This is a genomic window from Kribbella endophytica, assembly GCF_054781295.1.
On the sequence record NZ_BAAGUR010000008.1, the window covers coordinates 40,772 to 57,089 of the forward strand.

General features: G+C 68.0%; 17 protein-coding genes. 9 read left to right on the top strand and 8 right to left on the bottom strand.

Annotated features, from left to right (window positions below):
* Nucleotides 1-667: 667 nt before the first annotated feature.
* Nucleotides 668-1,549 (bottom strand): PPC domain-containing DNA-binding protein, encoded by an 882-nt coding sequence (locus ACYVIO_RS41470; protein WP_460656512.1) that lies wholly within the window; start codon nt 1,547-1,549, stop codon nt 668-670.
* Nucleotides 1,550-1,596: 47 nt separating this feature from the next.
* Here ACYVIO_RS41470 and ACYVIO_RS41475 point away from each other — a divergent pair, with 47 nt between their 5' ends.
* Nucleotides 1,597-1,884: a DUF6069 family protein gene (locus ACYVIO_RS41475; protein ID WP_460656513.1), complete on the top strand. Its 288-nt coding sequence runs from the start codon at nt 1,597-1,599 to the stop codon at nt 1,882-1,884.
* A 12-nt stretch (nt 1,885-1,896) separates the two neighbouring features.
* Here the strand turns inward: ACYVIO_RS41475 and ACYVIO_RS41480 are convergent, their stop codons facing one another.
* The 3 genes from ACYVIO_RS41480 to ACYVIO_RS41490 form a co-directional block, all read right to left on the bottom strand.
* Nucleotides 1,897-4,599 carry a LuxR C-terminal-related transcriptional regulator gene (locus ACYVIO_RS41480; RefSeq protein ID WP_460656514.1) on the bottom strand — a complete coding sequence of 901 codons (2,703 nt, stop codon included), beginning with the start codon at nt 4,597-4,599 and terminating at the stop codon, nt 1,897-1,899.
* Between the two features lie 271 nt (nt 4,600-4,870).
* Entirely contained in the window at nt 4,871-5,392 is a 522-nt protein-coding gene (locus tag ACYVIO_RS41485) for a c-type cytochrome (RefSeq protein WP_460656515.1), read from the bottom strand.
* A 135-nt stretch (nt 5,393-5,527) separates the two neighbouring features.
* Nucleotides 5,528-6,022, bottom strand: coding sequence for a hypothetical protein (locus ACYVIO_RS41490; protein ID WP_460656516.1), 495 nt, complete (start codon nt 6,020-6,022; stop codon nt 5,528-5,530).
* A gap of 215 nt (nt 6,023-6,237) precedes the next feature.
* Between ACYVIO_RS41490 and ACYVIO_RS41495 the strand changes: the two genes are divergently transcribed.
* The 3 genes from ACYVIO_RS41495 (at nt 6,238) to ACYVIO_RS41505 (ending at nt 7,744) form a co-directional block, all read left to right on the top strand.
* Nucleotides 6,238-6,723, top strand: a complete 486-nt coding sequence (locus ACYVIO_RS41495) for a DUF7144 family membrane protein (protein WP_460656517.1) — start codon at nt 6,238-6,240, stop codon at nt 6,721-6,723.
* 564 nt (nt 6,724-7,287) lie between these two features.
* Nucleotides 7,288-7,485 (top strand): recombinase family protein, encoded by a 198-nt coding sequence (locus tag ACYVIO_RS41500; RefSeq protein WP_460656518.1) that lies wholly within the window; start codon nt 7,288-7,290, stop codon nt 7,483-7,485.
* Nucleotides 7,486-7,519: 34 nt separating this feature from the next.
* The gene (locus ACYVIO_RS41505) at nt 7,520-7,744 is read left to right on the top strand and encodes a hypothetical protein (protein WP_460656519.1); all 225 of its coding nucleotides are present in this window, start codon (nt 7,520-7,522) and stop codon (nt 7,742-7,744) included.
* Here the strand turns inward: ACYVIO_RS41505 and ACYVIO_RS41510 are convergent.
* From ACYVIO_RS41510 to ACYVIO_RS41525, 4 genes are all read right to left on the bottom strand, one after another.
* Nucleotides 7,722-7,898: an ANTAR domain-containing protein gene (locus ACYVIO_RS41510; RefSeq protein ID WP_460656520.1), complete on the bottom strand. Its 177-nt coding sequence runs from the start codon at nt 7,896-7,898 to the stop codon at nt 7,722-7,724. The genes ACYVIO_RS41505 and ACYVIO_RS41510 overlap by 23 nt on opposite strands.
* 81 nt (nt 7,899-7,979) lie before the next feature.
* Nucleotides 7,980-8,327, bottom strand: coding sequence for a MerR family transcriptional regulator (locus ACYVIO_RS41515; protein ID WP_460656521.1), 348 nt, complete (start codon nt 8,325-8,327; stop codon nt 7,980-7,982).
* Between the two features lie 1,202 nt (nt 8,328-9,529).
* A complete protein-coding gene (locus tag ACYVIO_RS41520) occupies nt 9,530-9,784 on the bottom strand; it encodes an alpha/beta hydrolase (protein WP_460656522.1) in 255 nt (84 codons plus the stop codon).
* Between the two features lie 63 nt (nt 9,785-9,847).
* The gene (locus ACYVIO_RS41525; protein WP_460656523.1) at nt 9,848-12,049 is read right to left on the bottom strand and encodes an MMPL family transporter; all 2,202 of its coding nucleotides are present in this window, start codon (nt 12,047-12,049) and stop codon (nt 9,848-9,850) included.
* A gap of 168 nt (nt 12,050-12,217) precedes the next feature.
* On the opposite strand from ACYVIO_RS41525, the gene ACYVIO_RS41530 reads away from it, so the two are divergent.
* From ACYVIO_RS41530 to ACYVIO_RS41550, 5 genes are all read left to right on the top strand, one after another.
* Nucleotides 12,218-12,676, top strand: a complete 459-nt coding sequence (locus tag ACYVIO_RS41530) for an SRPBCC family protein (RefSeq protein ID WP_460656524.1) — start codon at nt 12,218-12,220, stop codon at nt 12,674-12,676.
* Nucleotides 12,677-12,839: 163 nt separating this feature from the next.
* A complete protein-coding gene (locus ACYVIO_RS41535; protein ID WP_460656525.1) occupies nt 12,840-13,094 on the top strand; it encodes a hypothetical protein in 255 nt (84 codons plus the stop codon).
* A gap of 82 nt (nt 13,095-13,176) precedes the next feature.
* Nucleotides 13,177-13,476: a hypothetical protein gene (locus ACYVIO_RS41540; RefSeq protein WP_460656526.1), complete on the top strand. Its 300-nt coding sequence runs from the start codon at nt 13,177-13,179 to the stop codon at nt 13,474-13,476.
* Between the two features lie 388 nt (nt 13,477-13,864).
* A complete protein-coding gene (locus tag ACYVIO_RS41545) occupies nt 13,865-15,328 on the top strand; it encodes an aminotransferase class I/II-fold pyridoxal phosphate-dependent enzyme (protein WP_460656527.1) in 1,464 nt (487 codons plus the stop codon).
* 124 nt (nt 15,329-15,452) lie between these two features.
* Nucleotides 15,453-16,313 carry a hypothetical protein gene (locus ACYVIO_RS41550; protein WP_460656528.1) on the top strand — a complete coding sequence of 287 codons (861 nt, stop codon included), beginning with the start codon at nt 15,453-15,455 and terminating at the stop codon, nt 16,311-16,313.
* Nucleotides 16,314-16,318: the final 5 nt, after the last annotated feature.

Genomic DNA, 16,318 nt, shown 5'->3' on the forward strand with positions numbered 1-16,318 from the left:
GTGCCCGAGGGACAGAACTTCGTGCCGCCGGCTGCCTGCGCGGGCGTCGTCAGAACACCCGCCGCGGCTACCCCTGTCAACGCCATCAACACCGTTCTCTGAAGTCGCTTCTTCAAGATCGAGCCCTTCTGCTCAACGTGCCAGGATCTGTTCCCCGAAGCATCGACGCGCGCGCTTTCAGATCTCTGTCAACGGCCTGACAGCCACTCACGTTTCGCCGAGTCGTAGATCGAGAACGTCGAGCGCGAGTCGGCGACTGGCGAACAGCCTGACCTCCGAGCTTCGGTGACTCGTCAATAGACTCCACGTCTGCGTGGATCCGAACTCACTGGTACGCGCAACCAGTCGCCCAGGCCACGAGCCCGTCTCAGGTTGTAGAGGTGGGTCGGGCTCCGTGTCGTCACCTCCGACACCTTGCAGGTTGGCCGGCGACAGCTGCATCTGCTCCTGACCAGCACCTGTCTTGAAACCAGCGCCGAACCGTTGAGACGGCGCTGCGCCTGGTCGGCCGCCACGTTGACGTGGGCCAAGGGCCCGTAGACCGCCTACAGCGTTCGAGGCCTCTGAAGTTCCCACCCGTGACAGTGTGCCTGTGTCTTCTGTCATCGCCGAGCAACTCTCACCGACAGGTGCCAAGCCAATTCTCCTCGTGAAGGGATCTCGTGGCTCAGAATTGGAGCTGCGGAACGTCGTACAGATCCGCTAGGTGCAGCCGGGACATCGTGGGGCCGGCAACCTCGACCACGTACATCTCCGTGAGGAATTGCATTTCTGCTCCCAGCAGGTGACTGGTATACGCGGTGGCGGATTGGTGCTTGAGACCAACAGCGACGTGGATATGGGGCAGGATGCGCTGTGCTTGAGGGTCGTACACCAGAGTGCCGCCACCCAGAGCCTCGACGCTCTCTAGGTGAACAGAAGACCAAACCGGCGCCTCAGGATCGTCGGCCTTGGCGCAGGTGCCTACTAACTCAACCGCACGCAGTCCCGCGATGAGCATCGGCACGAATCCCTGCCGCAGGTCGTGCTGGCGACAGAAGTCAGCCAATGAGGAAATGAAGTCCTCGCCGTGGTCGAAGCGGACGGCGAAGGTACGGCCCATGGTCAGTTCGGCGGCGTGCAAGTCATGCTTCTTGGTTGCGGTCGAGGCGGGCGACGTAGCTGAGGGGAGATCGAGGCCCATAGTGGAAAGCAGCCGGCTGCGAGGCTGGGCGATCCCGCTGGCGCCGACCACCGACAGCTCGGTGCAGCGTTTGCGAAACCAGCGCCATGAGATGTCGAGATAGCCGGCGAGCGCTTCAAGACGGCGGGCCGCTGTCGGTTGATCGATGATTGAGCGGCTAGTGGCAGCCGCGGCGATGTCTCGGTACACCGCGCGGCGTGACGGCGGGGCGCTGGCGTCGACGTACCAGAGCCCAGGAGCGCGGAGCCAGTTCGCCACGACGGCTTCGCCGCCGAGGACGAAGCCCTCGACCTGACCGTGGTCAGGGTCGGTGGTGACGTCGACGGTGATCTGGAACGCCTCCATCAGAGCGACGGCGAGGAGCATGAGGATGCGCTCGTACCGCGGGGACTTGGCCACCTCTCGCGCGAGGTGTGTTCGACGTGCCGATGCTCGCCCCGAAGGGCGCCGGAGCATTGGGCGACGCGGACACTGTGACCTACGCGCTGTCGTGCGCCCTCGCCGCACTGGTGGCCACCGGCCTGTTGCACCTGCTGCTGGTGACCACGCCACGTCCACTGAGATACTTCGGCTGGATCGTCGTCCTGGCCACGCTGGTGGCCGCGGCCGCGCCGTTCGTCGTCGACAGCCCGATGACATCGAAGGTCGCGCGACCGCGATCATCAACCTCACCGTCGGAGCCGCGACCGGGATGCTGCTGACCGAGGTGGCGGTCAAAGCGGTCCCGAGCCACGGGGCTCGCTGAGCTGCTCGGTCAGGCCGACGGTTCGCGCGACCCGCAGCGCCGCCGACCGCTTCTCCACGCCCAGCTTGCGGTAGAGCGACATCAGGTGCGTCTTGACAGTGTTGTCGGTGATGTACAGCGCCTGACCGATCTCGGTGTACGAGCTGCCGAGCGCGAGCTGGTCGAGTACGTCGGCCTCGCGGGCCGTCAGCCGGATCCGCGCGCCGTTCACCACCGCCTCGAGGCAACGCAGCGGCGCGGCCACGGGGTTGCGGCTCGTCCCCGCCAGCGGCGTCATGCCGCCCGCGCGGATCGACGCGCTCAGGTAGCCCGACAGCTTCTCCAGCCCGACGGCCGCGAACGGATGCGGGTTCGGGCCGGCCAGGTGGCTGCGCAGCCGGTCCATGAACACCGACTCGCCTCCGGCCGGGACCAGGGCGTGAAGGTTCAGCTGCGGGGTAGCCCGGTTCAGCGCGTCGACCAGCGACGCCTCCGCGGCCGGCTCGTCACCCAGCTGGACGAGCAGCACGGTACGGAACGACGCGGCGGCCGCCGCGATCGGTGGATGCAGCTGCGGCTGGTCGAGGATCCGGTCGATCGACCTCACCGTCGACTCCAGGTCCTTCTCGCCGATCGAGAGCATCGTCCGGACCAGTTCCGCCACGGAGCTGTTCCCGGTCCGGTCGAGGTCGTCGAGTTGCGCGTCGGCCCTGGTCCGGTCGCCCACCAGGACGGCAAGCCACAACCGCATCAGTGCCAGGTCCCGGGCCAGGAACGAAGGCAACGGCCCGGCGGCGCCCGGATCGCCGACGAGCTCTCTGGACGCCTCGTCCAGGCGGCCCTCCTCGATCAGCAGCAGCGCACGCAGAACCGTGTGCAGGGTCATCACCAGAGTGTCGGAATCGGCCGGGCCGGCGGCCACCACGGACTCGTTCCAGCGCCGGCCGAGGGCGGGATCGAGCTGACTCATCGCCGCCAGCCCCAGCACCAGCTGCGCGCGGACGGCGTACTCGTGCGGCAGTTCGTCCTGGTCCACTGCGTCAAGAGCGGCCTGCGCCGACTCCGCCGCAGTCTGGACGTTGCCGCGGACGTACTGCACGACCGCGCGGTGCGCGAGCCCACCGGCGACCAGCCGGGCATGATGGGCCACCCGCGCCGTGACCACGGCCTCGTCCAGGTGGATCAGCGCCGCGTCGAGTTCGTCGGCCCAGGTCTCGGCGGCCGCGATATCGATCAGCAGCCAGGCCATCCGCTCAGGCGAGAGGACGGCTCTCCTCCGGCCGCCGCCGTTCCCGGCCCCGTCGAACGCCAGCAGGGACCTGGCCCGGTCGATCGCGGATCGTACATCGCACCAGCCGTAGCGTGCCTCCCACAACCGCAGCAGCATCGTGTCCGCGTGCAGGGCATCGTCATCGGCCGTCGAAGGGCCCGCCTCCATCGCGCCGACGACATCGTCGGCCGAGGCCGCGTCCATCACCGCGCCGGCCGCGTCCCCGCAGACCCGCCGCAGCAGGCCGCGAACACCGAACAGGTGCGGGTGGGACGCCAGGAAGCCCTCCGGGAGCGTCTCGAAGCCGGCAGCCACGAGCTCGTGCTCCCCCGCGGCAAGGATCTCCGGTCCGTGCCCGAGCAGGAGCCGGGCCATCATGACCGGGTCGTCGGCCCCGAGCGCCCGGCGCAGTGCTGTCTGCCCGTCGCCGCGGTTCTCGTAGTGCAGCGCCGATCGCCGGTGCGCCGCGGCGACCGTCTGGCTGTCTTCGGCACTGCCGGCGACCCTGCGCCGGAGCAGCTCGATCATCAACGGGTGGTACCGGAACAGCGGCTCGCCGTCCTCACCGTCGAGATACGCCGTCACCAGCAAGCCGTTGCCGGCCAGATCCGCGAGCATCGAACCGGCGTCGGCGTCCCCGCTGAGCATCACCGCCAGCGGCCCGGTGACGGTGCCGACTCCGAAGGTGCTGAGCAGCATCGCCTGCACCCGGTCGTCGAGCGTGCCCACACTCTCGCCGAGCAGGAGATCGAGCACCGGACGCTTGCTCACCAGCGGCCACCCGGCGCCAGACGACGCGAAGGTCCGGGCGGCGAGCACCAGCGCGGCCGCCCAGCCGGCCGCGTGGGCCTGGAACGAGCGAACATCGTCCCCGGTGGCATCGTGGGCGTGCGCCCGCACGAGTGCGGTGGCCTCGACGTCGTTGAAACGAAGGTCTTCGGAGCGCAGAGTCAGCGCGAGTCCCCGCAGCTCGAGCTCCGCCACGGGCAGCGGCAGATCGTACCGCGTCGCCAGCACCAGCCGGACGGCGTACGAGGAGTGCTTCAGCAGCTGCGACAGGTCCGCGACCAGCGCGGGCGGCAGCAGATGGGCGTCGTCGACGACGACCGGGTCGGGACAGGTCGGCGGTTCGGCGCCGACCAGGTCCTGCAGGGTCTCCCGAAGCAGGTCAGGCGATTGGCCGGGTAACCAGGCCACGGATTGCCCCGCTTGTCTTCGACGGGCGACCCAGTCCGACAGCAGAACCGTCTTACCGGTGCCGGCCGGTGCCACCAGCAACGTCAGCGGACCCCGTGCGCCGAGTTCGAGAGCGGTGTGGAGCCGTTCACGGGTGACCAGTGTCAACGGCGGCTGAGGAACCCGGTCGCCGGTCCGCAGGCGGAAGCCCGGCTCGCCGTGGTGCGGCGTCGAGGTGCTCGTCATCGTCGCCCCTCCCCGGCCGACGTACCCGTGAACTCTGTGTGGTCTCCGCTCATCGGCCTGCAAAATATCGACACTAACCGGTTCGCGACGGTTCCGGGAAGGGAGATCGCGTTTCAAACCTCCGTTCGCCGGCGGCCGACCCTGGGCACCTTCGCTCCGATCCACACCGCGACGGCGACCAGTGAGCCGATCCCGACCGACCACCCCCACAGGCGTTCCGACACCGGTCCCAGACGGCCCAGCGCGAAGCCGCCCCTCGGACTGCTGCAGGTCACGATGCAGGCGAGCACCGCACGTTGTCCTGCGGGAGCAGCACCTGGTCGGAGAACACCGGCATCTGCTGAGGGCCAGTCGGCATCGTCTGGTACATGTTCCTGGGCCTCGTCTGCATCAACGAGGGCGCGTAGCGGCCGTGCGGCAACGCGCCGCCGCGGCCGGCGAAGTTGCGGCAAGCCGTGCAGTTCGTCCGGAACAGCTCGCCGCCCCGCACGATCTCCTCCTGCGTGGCGTTGGCGACGTCGTAGGACTCCTCCGCCGGGACCGCTGGGCCCGGACGAGCGATGCGACGTACGCCGACAGCGCCGCGATCTCCGCAGTCGAGTACACCGGGGGCTCGGCGCCGCCGGCCCTCCTCGATCTGCTGCGACTGCGGCCGCTCCGCACGCGTCGCACTGTGCCGCAGCAGTACGGTGTACGCCAGCCCGACCGTCACCAGCGCGGAACAGACGACCAGCGCCTTGGCGAGCCTGCCTCTGCGCCACGGCCGGGCGGCCGTCCTGTCCGCATCGCGCATCTCCCGGCTCACGCCCCAACAGCAACCCGCCCTCCGGAATGCAGAAATCACCCGAACCGGGTGATCCGCAAGGCCTGGGGTAAGCAGCGGTGACCGGAGCCGCGGCGAGACCCGGAGCGGCCGCGGGGTCGCAGGTCAGCGGGCGTCGCGGGCGGCCTGGCGGCGGGCACCGGCGGCGCGGGACGAAGCGTCGCGCTTCAGACCGCCGGTGGTCTTGGTCGCCCGTCGCCGTACGCCGTCCGGACCGGGATCCTGCTCCGCCAGCGCCGGGCGGCCCTCCCGCGCGGCGGGTCGGGCCGCCGCGATCCGTTCCTTGCGCAGTTCCGTCGCGGCCTGCCTGGCGGCCCCGGCGACCTCCCGGCTCACCCGCGCCAGCACCGTCTCGAACAGCTCCGCCTTGTCCCGGTCCCGCTGGTTCCTGGGATAGGACCGGCCGCGTCCACCAGCCTCGGCGACCGCCGCCCCGGCAGCGCGACGGTAGTTCTTCACGTACTTCGTCCGCGCCCGCCGGATCCGCTGGTGCAACTCCAGCAGTTCGTCCTCGTCGAGACTCTTGACCGCGTCGCGTTCGGCCTCGGCCACCAGCAGACGCTCGGCCTCGGTCAGCGAGTTCAGCAGCGCTTGGTTCATCGCAGTCTCCTAGCAGCCGGTCACAGCCTCTGTCCCCGATGCACACCCGCATGCTCGTCCCGATCGGGCCGGCTCAGATCACCCCGAGAAGATGAGGCCGCGCCGCCAGCCGCGCGGAGGTCGCCCACCAAGGGTGACGCGAGAGCTGCCCGGACGGACCTACGGTCAATGCGCGCCCGGCGTCCGCCGAGTGCCGAGCAGGAGGGTGAACCCCGATGGCCCACGGTCGAACCGACGACGAGCGTGCCCGGCCGTACGTCGCGACTGAGCACCGCGCAGAGTCAGGCACCGCGTCGGACTGGGCGAGCGGTGGTGTCGCGTTCGCGGCAGCGATGCTGCTGATGATCGGCACCTTCCACCTGATCGCCGGGCTCGTCGCGATCATCAACAGCGAGTTCTTCACGGCCGTCCGGGCCTACACCTACGACCTCGACGTCAGAGCCTGGGGCTGGATGCACGTGGCCTTTGGGCTGATCGCCGTGGCAGCCGGCATCGCTCTGTTCTCCAGGGCCCGATGGGCAGAGGCGTTCGCCCTCGTGGTGGCCTGGTTCAGTGCCATCGACAACTTCTTCTTCATCCCCTACGCCCCGTTCTGGGCCTTGCTCCTGATCGCCCTCGACGTCTGGGTCATCTGGTCCCTGACCCGCCCCCGCCACACGGCCCCCGCCCGGCACGCCGACACCACCGAAACCCACCGCTGAGGGCGGCCGACAGACTCGGACGGCCAATTTCCCGGCTCCCGGACGACCACTGACGCGGAGCTGTCACCTTGGGTACCGGGCAGCTGAGGCCGGCGATCTCGGATCTGTTGTGCGACGACACTGGGAACGGCGTCGACTGCGAACATTCGCGAGACAATCGGCATCAGCATCACTCTGCCCAACAGTGTGACCAGCAGGCGGCTCCACCGATGCTGGTCTGAACGGCGAAACCTCAGCGCTCGTCCCACCCGGGTGACCCGACCGCCGTACCGTTCCAGTTCCCGGCGGCGCCAGCAAGCCGTTGGCCGCCGCTGCTTCGTCACCGGGCGAAGTTGCACCGCCTGCGCAGTTCCCAGGCGGCGTCCTCGCCCGGCTCACCTGACCAGAACTCCAGCCTGACTCCGGCGTAGTGCGTGCTCCAGGCGCTGACGCACAGCACCGCGCCCTCACCTAACACGCGCGCGGCACGCGATGGTCCGAACCCGCCGGCCCGGCGATGGTGTTCGGAAACGGTTAGTGTCCGAACTGCCAAATGAACACGTTGCCGAGGGCAAGGGAGTGTGGATGGCTCTCGTCGGACTGGTTCGGGTCAGCACCGGAGCGCAGGAGGTTGCCCGGCAGAACGATGCGCTCGACCCGATCTGTGTGAAGGTCTTCGAAGAGAAGGCGTCGGGCACGCTGCGCACCGAGGACCGGCCCGAGCTGACCGCGGCGTTGGACTACTTGCGCGAGGGCGACATGCTGACCGTGCAGGAGGTTTGACCGGCTCAGTCGCAACCTGCTCGGGGGACTGATCGTGCTCAACGACCCGTTCCAGCGTGGCGTGACGGTCAAGGTACTCGGAGGCATCGCCGCTGGCGAGCACGTAGAGCGGTCGCTGATTCTTGAGCTGGCCCTCGCGCCGGCCGAAGACCGGCGACGCGACATCGCGAGGAAGACCAGGGAGCTTGGGCACGTCCCGCGGATGTCAGCACACTGCGGCCCCAACGAGGCCTTCGCTACGTCAGCGGCCGGCGCATGAGGATGACCAGGTCGGCGGCTTCGAGGAGGGACAGGTCATCGGTGCGGGCGAGGCCGGCCAGCAGCTGGGCGGCCTCGGCCGGTGGGATGCGGTGGCGCTCCGCGAGAATGCCTTCGGCGATAGCGATCGTGGTTTGAGCGTCCTCGAGGTCCATCGGGCGAACTTCTCCTGGGCGAAGGCTGTTCGGTCCGCAGAGCATCCCGGGGCGGTGGTGCCGGCGGACCCTCGTCGGTCGCTAACCCTGTTTCCCCCGCTGCTCGTTGATACGCAAGGCTTCAGCGAGCTGGTCTTCCAAGATGATGATCCGGCACGCGGCCTCCAGGGCGATGCCCTCGTCGACGAGCTCACGGGCGCGGGCGGCGATGCGGAGCTGGTAGCGGGAGTAGCGGCGATGGCCTCCCTCGGAGCGCTGCGGGGTGATCAGCTTCGCCTCGTCCAGGCTCCGCAGGAACCCTGGCGTGGTGCCGAGCATCTCCGCGGCCCCGCCCATCGTGAACGCGGGATAGTCGTCGTCGTCGAAATTGGCCGGGCCGGGCGCCGGGGTTGAACTCATCAGGGTCTCCGAGTGCAGGTCTGGGGTCATCGCACCTCCATGCCGAAGGGCCCCGGTGCCGAAGCACCGGGGCCCAGGGGTTGTTGGATTGTCACCATCTACCGGCTGTGAGGCCGGCCTTGCATGTCCGCAGCACGCCACGTGAAGGCCGTCACTGCGGGGATCGCTGAATGCGTAACCGAAGACCACCTTCCTACCTGATGGAACTACGGCACCCGCCCGGCGAAGTACTGGCACTGGCGGGCGATCCGACGGTGTAATCCCTTCCCTTCTTCTCTCGCGAACAGCAACTACCTACTGCTACCTCAACTACCGACAGCTACTACAACTGCGCATTGCGGGTACGGAACTGCTAACTACCTACTGCAACTACAGGAACTGCTCACTGCGAACTGCAACAACTACTTGTTCCGTCAAGCCTGGAACCCTTCTCAACCACCGGCTCCACAGACTCTGACGTTGGCGCGAAACCCGAGCCCTTCCACTGATCGGCCCGGCGGAGTCCGCCGTCGTGCGTACTTCACAATCACACTCTTGGACAGATCGTTAGCTGTCCACGTCAGCTTCGCTGTTCTTCTCTGTCGACACGAGGAACACTACACAGGCCAAGGGGCAATGTCTAATCCCGCCACCACAGATATTGGGTACGGCCTGAAGGAGCTTCGGATCACGCCCAGGGGCCGGCTCCCGGGACCTGGCGGCACCAGAGCACCTACACACCACAGCGTCCGCGCTCCAGCCGGTGGCGCGAAGGTGGCCGACACGATCAACCCCGAGTGGCGAGACATGCCAGGCACGGCCCACGACGTTCACTGATCGCAGCCCGAGCCGCACAACAGCATGCTGGACGACCTGTCGTCGCGGACAAGGAACCATCCCCGCCCGGGGGGAGGAGCGCACGGCCACAGCTCCCTCGCGGTGCCTAGCGCGAGCGGTGTGACAATTCGGGCTGAGGGTTGAACGTCCGCAGGGTGTACGCGTCCAGCCGACGCGTGAGCTCGAGCAGTGCCGACCGTAGACCGAACTTCGCTTCGAACATTGCTTTCCTCCAGAACTCAGGGGTTTTCACGAGCCAGTATCGGAGCGCGGCATTACTGCCGTGTTGCAGATCGGACAGCGCACTGTGAACAGGCCCGGAATCGTCGTTGCGAACCCGTTTGTGGGACGTCGTCTCTGGCCACGGAAGCGACGCACGGGTCACGGACAGCTCGAACGTCGCGGTGTCGGCGTCTTCAGGGGTTCTCGGTGAAGAAGGAATCGAGCTTGGCCCACGGGATCATCTCCACCCGGTCGTAGAGGTCCACGTGGCCGGCCTTGGGGACGAGGTAGACCTCCTTGGGCTCACTGGCCTGGCTGTAGGCGTCCTCGCTGAAGTAGCGCGAGTTGGCGTTCTCGCCGTGGATGAACAGCGCGGGCCGGGGAGAGATCCACTTGAGGTTGTGGAAGGGGTAGAACTGCATCAGCGCGCCGTTGCTGTGCCATGACATCTCGGTGGTGGAGCGTGGGTGCTGGCCGCGGGGGGGCTCGGTAGTAGTCGTAGAACTCCTTGGCTACGGCCGGGGAGTCTTTGCTGATCGTGCGCGGCGTACCGACGACGTACTCGGTCGGGGCTCCTGCGGCTTCGGCCCACCGCTGCTCGCCGAGCCGGACCAGCTCTTCACGACGTTCGGCCACCACCAGTTGGCCTTGCCGAAGAGCGCGACCAAGGCCGGAGTCAGTACGCCGCGGACCACGGTGGCATCCAGCGCGATCCCCAGTGCCAGCGTGGTCGCGAAGATCTTCACGTCGATCACGGGCACCGTGGACAGCGCGACGAATGCCAGGAACAGGATCAGCGCAGCCGACGTGACCAGCCTGCCGGTGTGGGCGATGCCCTGGACCGTTGCCTCGGCCGTCGGCAGTCCGGCCAGGTGACCTTCCCGGATCCGCGACAAGATGAACAGCTCGTAGTCCATCGACAGACCGAACAGGAACGAGAACGCCGCCAGCGGGACCCAGAAGGTGATCGACCCACTGGCCTCGGCGCCGAACAGAGCCTGTACGCCGTACCCGTCCTGCCACACCAGGACCGTCAGCCCGTACGCCGCACCGATCGACACTATGTTGAACAGCAGCGCCTTGATCGGCAACCAGATCGACCGCAGCGCGGCCGCGAGCAGCACGAACGTGACCGCGACGACCAGCAGCAGGACCGATCCGATCGGGCCGTAGATCGCGGCGACGGAGTCCTTGTCCTCCACCGCGCTTCCACCGATCTCCAGGCCGCCGCGTTCCAGACCCAGGGTTCTGAGCGCGTCGACTGTCGCGCCGCCCTCACTCGTCGACGGATCCGCCGAGGCCACAGCTGCCAGTACGCGCTGACCACCCTCACTCCAGCCGGTCCCGCTTGGCGCCAGAACACCAGCCAGGCCAGGCAATTCACCAACCGCTCTCACCGTCGCGCCGATCTCCGAGGACCGTACGACGACTTCGACCGGACGAAGGAGTCCCGGGCTCAGCCCGGCATCGACCATCGCCCGGTACGCCTGCGCGGGCGGCGCTTCGCCGACCGCGATCGTCGACAACTGCGGCGACCCCAGGCGCAACCCGAGCGCCGGCACGAACAACACCGCCAGGAGGCCTGCAGCGAGCAACGCCGCAACCACCCGATGCCGTACGACAAGCTGCCCGATCCACCGCCACGCTCGGCTTTGACCCGCTTGACGGTCAGCCGCGAGCGAGCGTCGCCGTGGCCACTCCAGCCGCGGCCCGATCGTGGCCAGGATGACCGGCAGAAGCGTCAACGCCACCGCAACGCTCACGAGCGGGATCAGCAAGCCGCCGAATCCGACGCTGCGCAGAAACGGCACCGGCACGACGACCAAGGCGAGCAAGGAGATCGCCACCGTCACTCCGCTGAAGACCACCGCCCGCCCGGCCGTGGCCATCGCGGTCGCCACCGCGTCGTCGTTGGCAGCGCCCGACGATCGCTCCTCCCGCCATCGCATCACGATCAGCAGCACATAGTCGATGGCCACGCCCAGCCCGATCAGGCCGACCAGGTACTGCACGATGAACGACACATCGGTCAGACCGGTGAGTGCCAGCACCAGAAGGAAGGTGGTCGAGATTCCGACCATTGCCAGCAGCAACGGAATGATCGCCAGCAGCGAATCGAACACCAGCGCAAGCACCACCAACGCTCCCCCGGCGCCGAACGCGATCTCGACGATGATCGGCCGGTCCGATCCGCCGCCGCTCTCGTTGAGGGCCTCGACTCCGGTCACCTGCAGCTGCTGACCGGCAACAGACGCTTTCGCGATCACCTGCTCCAGTTGAGGCATCGCGGCCGCATAAGTGACCGGGCCGGGCGTGACCGGTGGATACACCAATGCCACCGCCGTACGTCGATCGTCGCTGACCAGGACCGACTTCTGTCCAGCCTGTACGTCGAGGTACGACGCCACCCGCCAGCCCGGCCGCTGCAGCCCGGCCAGCGCCCCGCCGTACTGGCTCCGCACCTCAGCCGCATCGACCGTCTGCCCCGGCGGCAAGCTGAGCACCAGCGCCAGCGGATCATTCGCGCCGCCGTTACCGAACTCTGTGAGGATCCGCTCGTTCGTCTCGTAGCCCGGCTGTCCCGGGAGCCCGAAGTCGTACCCGAGTCGATCGATCGTCTTCGGCGCCAGCAGTCCGCCGGCAACAGCCAACCCGATCCAGATCGCCACGACCAACCAGCGCCATCGAAGCACCGCTGCCGTCCAGACTCGCATCCCGACTCCTCACCGTGCGCCGACTCGCTGTCGACCCTAGGTGGCAAAGCATGGCCCTGAATGAGTTTTGCATAAGTTCGGCTCGTCGTCCTTCGCGCCTTCGGGGTACCGGAGCTTCGACCGCTGAAACCGCCAACTATCTCTGAACATCTTTTTGAGGAGCACCAAGTGAGCAACACCACCGAGTCCGTCGACGTTGATGTCGACGTGAGCACCGCGTACAACCAGTGGACCCAGTTCGAGTCCTTCCCGCAGTTCATGGACGGCGTCGACGAGATCCGTCAGCTCGACGAGACCAGCACGCACTGGAAGACGAGCATCGGCGGCGTCACGCGCGAGTTCGACGCCACCATCACCGAGCAGCACCCCGACGAGCGGGTGGCCTGGAAGTCGGTCGACGGGACCAGCCACGCCGGCGTGATCACGTTCCACCGACTCAGTGACCAGCAGACCCGCGTGACCGCGCAGATCGACGTCGACCCCGAAGGCATCGCCGAGACGGTGGCTGACAAGACCGGCGTTATTTCTCGCCGGGTCAAGGGCGACATGGAGCGGTTCAAGACCTTCATCGAAGCCCGCGGCAGCGAGACCGGCAGCTGGCGCGGCGACGTCAGCAACGACAGCTGAGCCTCACCACCAGGCAGCCGCCGCCGGCGCCATCCCCCCGCTGGCGGCGGCCCATGCTGGAAGGCGCGGCCTGGAATCCGACCACCTCCACATGGATGTCGGCGGAGGGCGCGTACAGCAGACCTCCCGGGGTACTGGTCTGCTCTGAGGGAGGGCAAGAGCGATGGACGAACGGGATGTGGAGACCTACTGGGACGGAGCCTGGAAGAATCGGCGCGTCGGCTGCGACGAGCCGTTCTCCCGCGGTGGACCGCGACTGCGGCAGGTCTCGATCGGCGCCGAGGTCGCGCGCTGGGCTGGCGTACGTCACCTTGTTCGCACCGCGGACGGGAGCCTGGAAGAGATCAACGTCTATGCCTCAGGTCCGTACCCTTCGCGGTCCCCGGCGAAGACGATCCGGCCCGAAGCCAACTCCTGAACCATTCCGGGTGAGCTGTCCGCCTCTACTCCGGACGATCAGCGGATTCGTCGCAGGGCCGTCGAGTACGCCGCGGTCAGGGGTGAAGCGGGAGCCGTGGCAGGAGCACCACGTCGGACGGCGTTCAGCGCCTCCGGACCATGGTCGGCGATCGGCCGCTTGCGGCAGCCGCACTCAACGCGACACCCCCGTCGGGCAGTCCGACAAGGACGGCCCGGCCGAGGTCGCTGAGCAGGGCTTCGAGGCGATGCTCGCCGGCAAGAACCGGGTCGTCGCGGAATCGCTGCGGACCAAGGCGCAGGAGCTTGCGAACAAGGTTCTTCCCGACCAGCTCAAGGCAGCGGTGCACCGCAAGATGGCCGAGCCGAACGGCGACCGCTGACCGCCGTACGGGCGCCGGACCTGATTGGAGCGAGACGTCGACCATCAGGTCCAGGTATCCCTGCGGGATCGGAAGGCAACTCTTGACTGGTCCATTGACAATGGGGCGAACTCGGCGCGCACTGGTGATGAGTGGCTTCGCGCTTGGCAAGCGTCGGCCAGGCCGTGCGCGGTCACGCTCGAAGGCCGGTTCGAGCCTGGAATCCGAGCACGGCGCTCAGTGCGAGGCATCGCAGCTGGCCCCGATGACAGAGCCGAACCGGAGGCCGAACGGCCGCCCTTGCCCCCGAACAGCCGCCGTCGGCATCCCCCCGCCGGCGGCGGCCCTTGGGCGACGTCCAGCGGCCGTCACGAAGCGTGAGTGGCGGCACCGTGGGTACCGGCTCGCTATGAGCGAACTGGACCAGACAGCTGCCCCGGTGCTGGAGGCTCTGCGGGAGTACCACCGCCGTGACTACCTCACGTTCTCGCCGCCCGGGCACAAGCAGGGCAAAGGCATCGACGAGCTGGTACGGCGGGTGGTCGGCGTCGACGCCTTCCGTTCCGACGTACTGGCCACAGGAGGCCTCGACGACCGCAAGTCGCGCGGACAGGTACTCCCCCGCGCGCAGGAGCTCATGGCGGACGCGGTCGGCGCGGAGCATGCCTTCTTCTCCACCTGCGGCAGCTCGCTGTCGGTCAAGAGCGCGATGATGGCCGTGGCCGCGCCCGGCGAGAAGCTCCTGGTCGGCCGCGACGCGCACAAGTCGGTGATCGCCGGTCTGGTGCTGACCGGCATCGCCCCGGTCTGGATCCGGCCGAAATGGGACACCGACCTGCACCTCGCTCATCCGCCGGCGCCTGAGGCCTACGACCAGGCCTTCCGGGATCACCCCGACGCCGTCGGCGCGTTGGTGACCAGCCCCTCGCCGTACGGCACGTGCAGTGATCTCCGAGCAATCGCCGACGTCTGTCACCGGCACGGTAAACCGTTGATCGTCGACGAGGCGTGGGGAGCACACCTTCCGTTCCACGAGGAGCTGCCGACCTGGGCGATGGATGCAGGCGCCGACATCTGCGTCGTCTCGGTCCACAAGGCCGGCGCCGGCTTCGAGCAGGGCTCGGTCTTCCATCTGCAAGGCGATCTCGTCGATCCCGTGCGGCTACAGGAGAGCGAGGACCTGCTCTCGACCACCAGCCCGAACGTCCTGCTGTACGCCGCGATGGACGGCTGGCGCCGCCAGATGGCGCTGCACGGGCACGAGCTTCTCGGGAATGCTCTGTCGCTGGCCCGGTCAACCAGAGCGGAGATCGACAGCCTCCCCGGAATCCGAGTGGTCGAGGACGAACTGATCTCCGTCGAGGCCTCGCACGACCTCGACCGCTTGCAGATCATGATCGACGTGCTCGACGCCGGCATCTCCGGGTACCAGGCCGCTGACTGGCTCCGCGAGCACCAGGCGATCAACGTCGGCCTGTCCGACCACCGGCGGATCCTCGCCCAGCTCACCTTCGCCGACGACAAGTCCGACACCGAACGGCTGATCACCGCTCTCGCGGAATTGACCAGGACCTCGCTGCCGAAGCCGACGTCCGTCGTACTGCCTGATCCGACAGACCTGGAACTCGAGCAGGCGATGCTCCCTCGCGACGCGTTCTTCGCCGGGCACGACATCGTCCCCGTTCAGGAGGCCGTCGGCCGGATCGCCGCCGAGCAGGTCACCCCCTATCCCCCGGGCATTCCAGCCGTCCTGCCCGGCGAGAAGATCACCGCCGGCGTGATCGACTACCTACGGTCGGGTGTCGCGGCCACCATGGCTCTCCCGGATGCCGCCGACCCGGAATTCACCACCGTACGAGTGGTCGCGACCTGACGACCGCGGTGTTCGCCCTGGCCTGCAGAGCGAGCCGGCCAGTAGATGCATCCGGATGGCTTCTTGTGGGATCGATTGCATATGGTGGTCGCAGCGGTCCGGCGACAGCGGTCGAGGGAGAACAATGGACGTGACGCTGAAGGCTTTGTCCTACCAGGACGGGACTTTCGCAATGGTTGCCATGGACCAGCGCGAGAGTCTGCGCACGATGCTCGCGGAGCAAGGGCGGCCCGACAACGCAGCAGCCATCACGGCGTTCAAGGCGGCAGTGGTCGACCAGCTGGCGCCATTGGCGTCCGCGTTCCTGATCGACGCCGGGTACGACGCACCGGCCGAGCCTGGCTTGATCCTGGCGGTCGACGCGTTGGTCCAGGAGCGAGGCGGGCCGGTCACGGACACCTTCCTGGATCACAACGTCCTGGCGAATCTCGCAGCGGAGAAGGCGCGCGGGACGGTCGCGCTGAAGCTGTTGGTGATCTGGAAGCGGGACGGTGACGAGGCGCGGCGGCTCGAGCTGGCACGCGAGTTCATCGAAGTGAGCCGTACGGCGGGTCTGCTGTCGGTGCTGGAGCCGGTGGTGCAGCCTGCGCCGGGCGAGGAGGACTTCGACCTGAACGAGGCGATCGTCGCCGCGGCCGAGGTGCTCGGCGCCGTACAGCCCGACCTCTACAAGGCGCAGGTGCCGAGCCGGGGAATCGGGGAAGCCACGACCATCGTGAAGACGTGCGAGCGGATCACCGACGCTCTGCCTGTCCCGTGGGTCGTGCTGTCGAACGGCGTGGCACGCGACGACTTCCCCCGAGCGGTCGAGCTGGCGTGCACCGGCGGTGCGTCCGGGACACTCGCCGGCCGAGCCCTGTGGACACCGGCCCTGGAGGTCGACGACCCCTCCCCCGTCCTCGCCGGTCGCTGCCGCGCCCGGCTGGCAGAGATCGCCGACATCGTCCACCGCACGGCCCGCCCCTGGACCGCAGTGAACTCCTGAGGCAC

Coding starts and splice junctions, on each gene's coding strand:
- ACYVIO_RS41545 (WP_460656527.1), top strand. CDS start 13,865: ATGAGCGAACTGGACCAGACAGCTGCCCCGGTGCTGGAGGCTCTGCGG.
- ACYVIO_RS41510 (WP_460656520.1), bottom strand. CDS start 7,898: ATGGACCTCGAGGACGCTCAAACCACGATCGCTATCGCCGAAGGCATT.
- ACYVIO_RS41490 (WP_460656516.1), bottom strand. CDS start 6,022: ATGAACCAAGCGCTGCTGAACTCGCTGACCGAGGCCGAGCGTCTGCTG.
- ACYVIO_RS41495 (WP_460656517.1), top strand. CDS start 6,238: ATGGCCCACGGTCGAACCGACGACGAGCGTGCCCGGCCGTACGTCGCG.
- ACYVIO_RS41525 (WP_460656523.1), bottom strand. CDS start 12,049: ATGCGAGTCTGGACGGCAGCGGTGCTTCGATGGCGCTGGTTGGTCGTG.
- ACYVIO_RS41470 (WP_460656512.1), bottom strand. CDS start 1,549: ATGCTCCTCGCCGTCGCTCTGATGGAGGCGTTCCAGATCACCGTCGAC.
- ACYVIO_RS41535 (WP_460656525.1), top strand. CDS start 12,840: ATGGACGAACGGGATGTGGAGACCTACTGGGACGGAGCCTGGAAGAAT.
- ACYVIO_RS41515 (WP_460656521.1), bottom strand. CDS start 8,327: ATGACCCCAGACCTGCACTCGGAGACCCTGATGAGTTCAACCCCGGCG.
- ACYVIO_RS41500 (WP_460656518.1), top strand. CDS start 7,288: ATGGCTCTCGTCGGACTGGTTCGGGTCAGCACCGGAGCGCAGGAGGTT.
- ACYVIO_RS41485 (WP_460656515.1), bottom strand. CDS start 5,392: ATGCGCGATGCGGACAGGACGGCCGCCCGGCCGTGGCGCAGAGGCAGG.
- ACYVIO_RS41520 (WP_460656522.1), bottom strand. CDS start 9,784: ATGTCATGGCACAGCAACGGCGCGCTGATGCAGTTCTACCCCTTCCAC.
- ACYVIO_RS41550 (WP_460656528.1), top strand. CDS start 15,453: ATGGACGTGACGCTGAAGGCTTTGTCCTACCAGGACGGGACTTTCGCA.
- ACYVIO_RS41480 (WP_460656514.1), bottom strand. CDS start 4,599: ATGACGAGCACCTCGACGCCGCACCACGGCGAGCCGGGCTTCCGCCTG.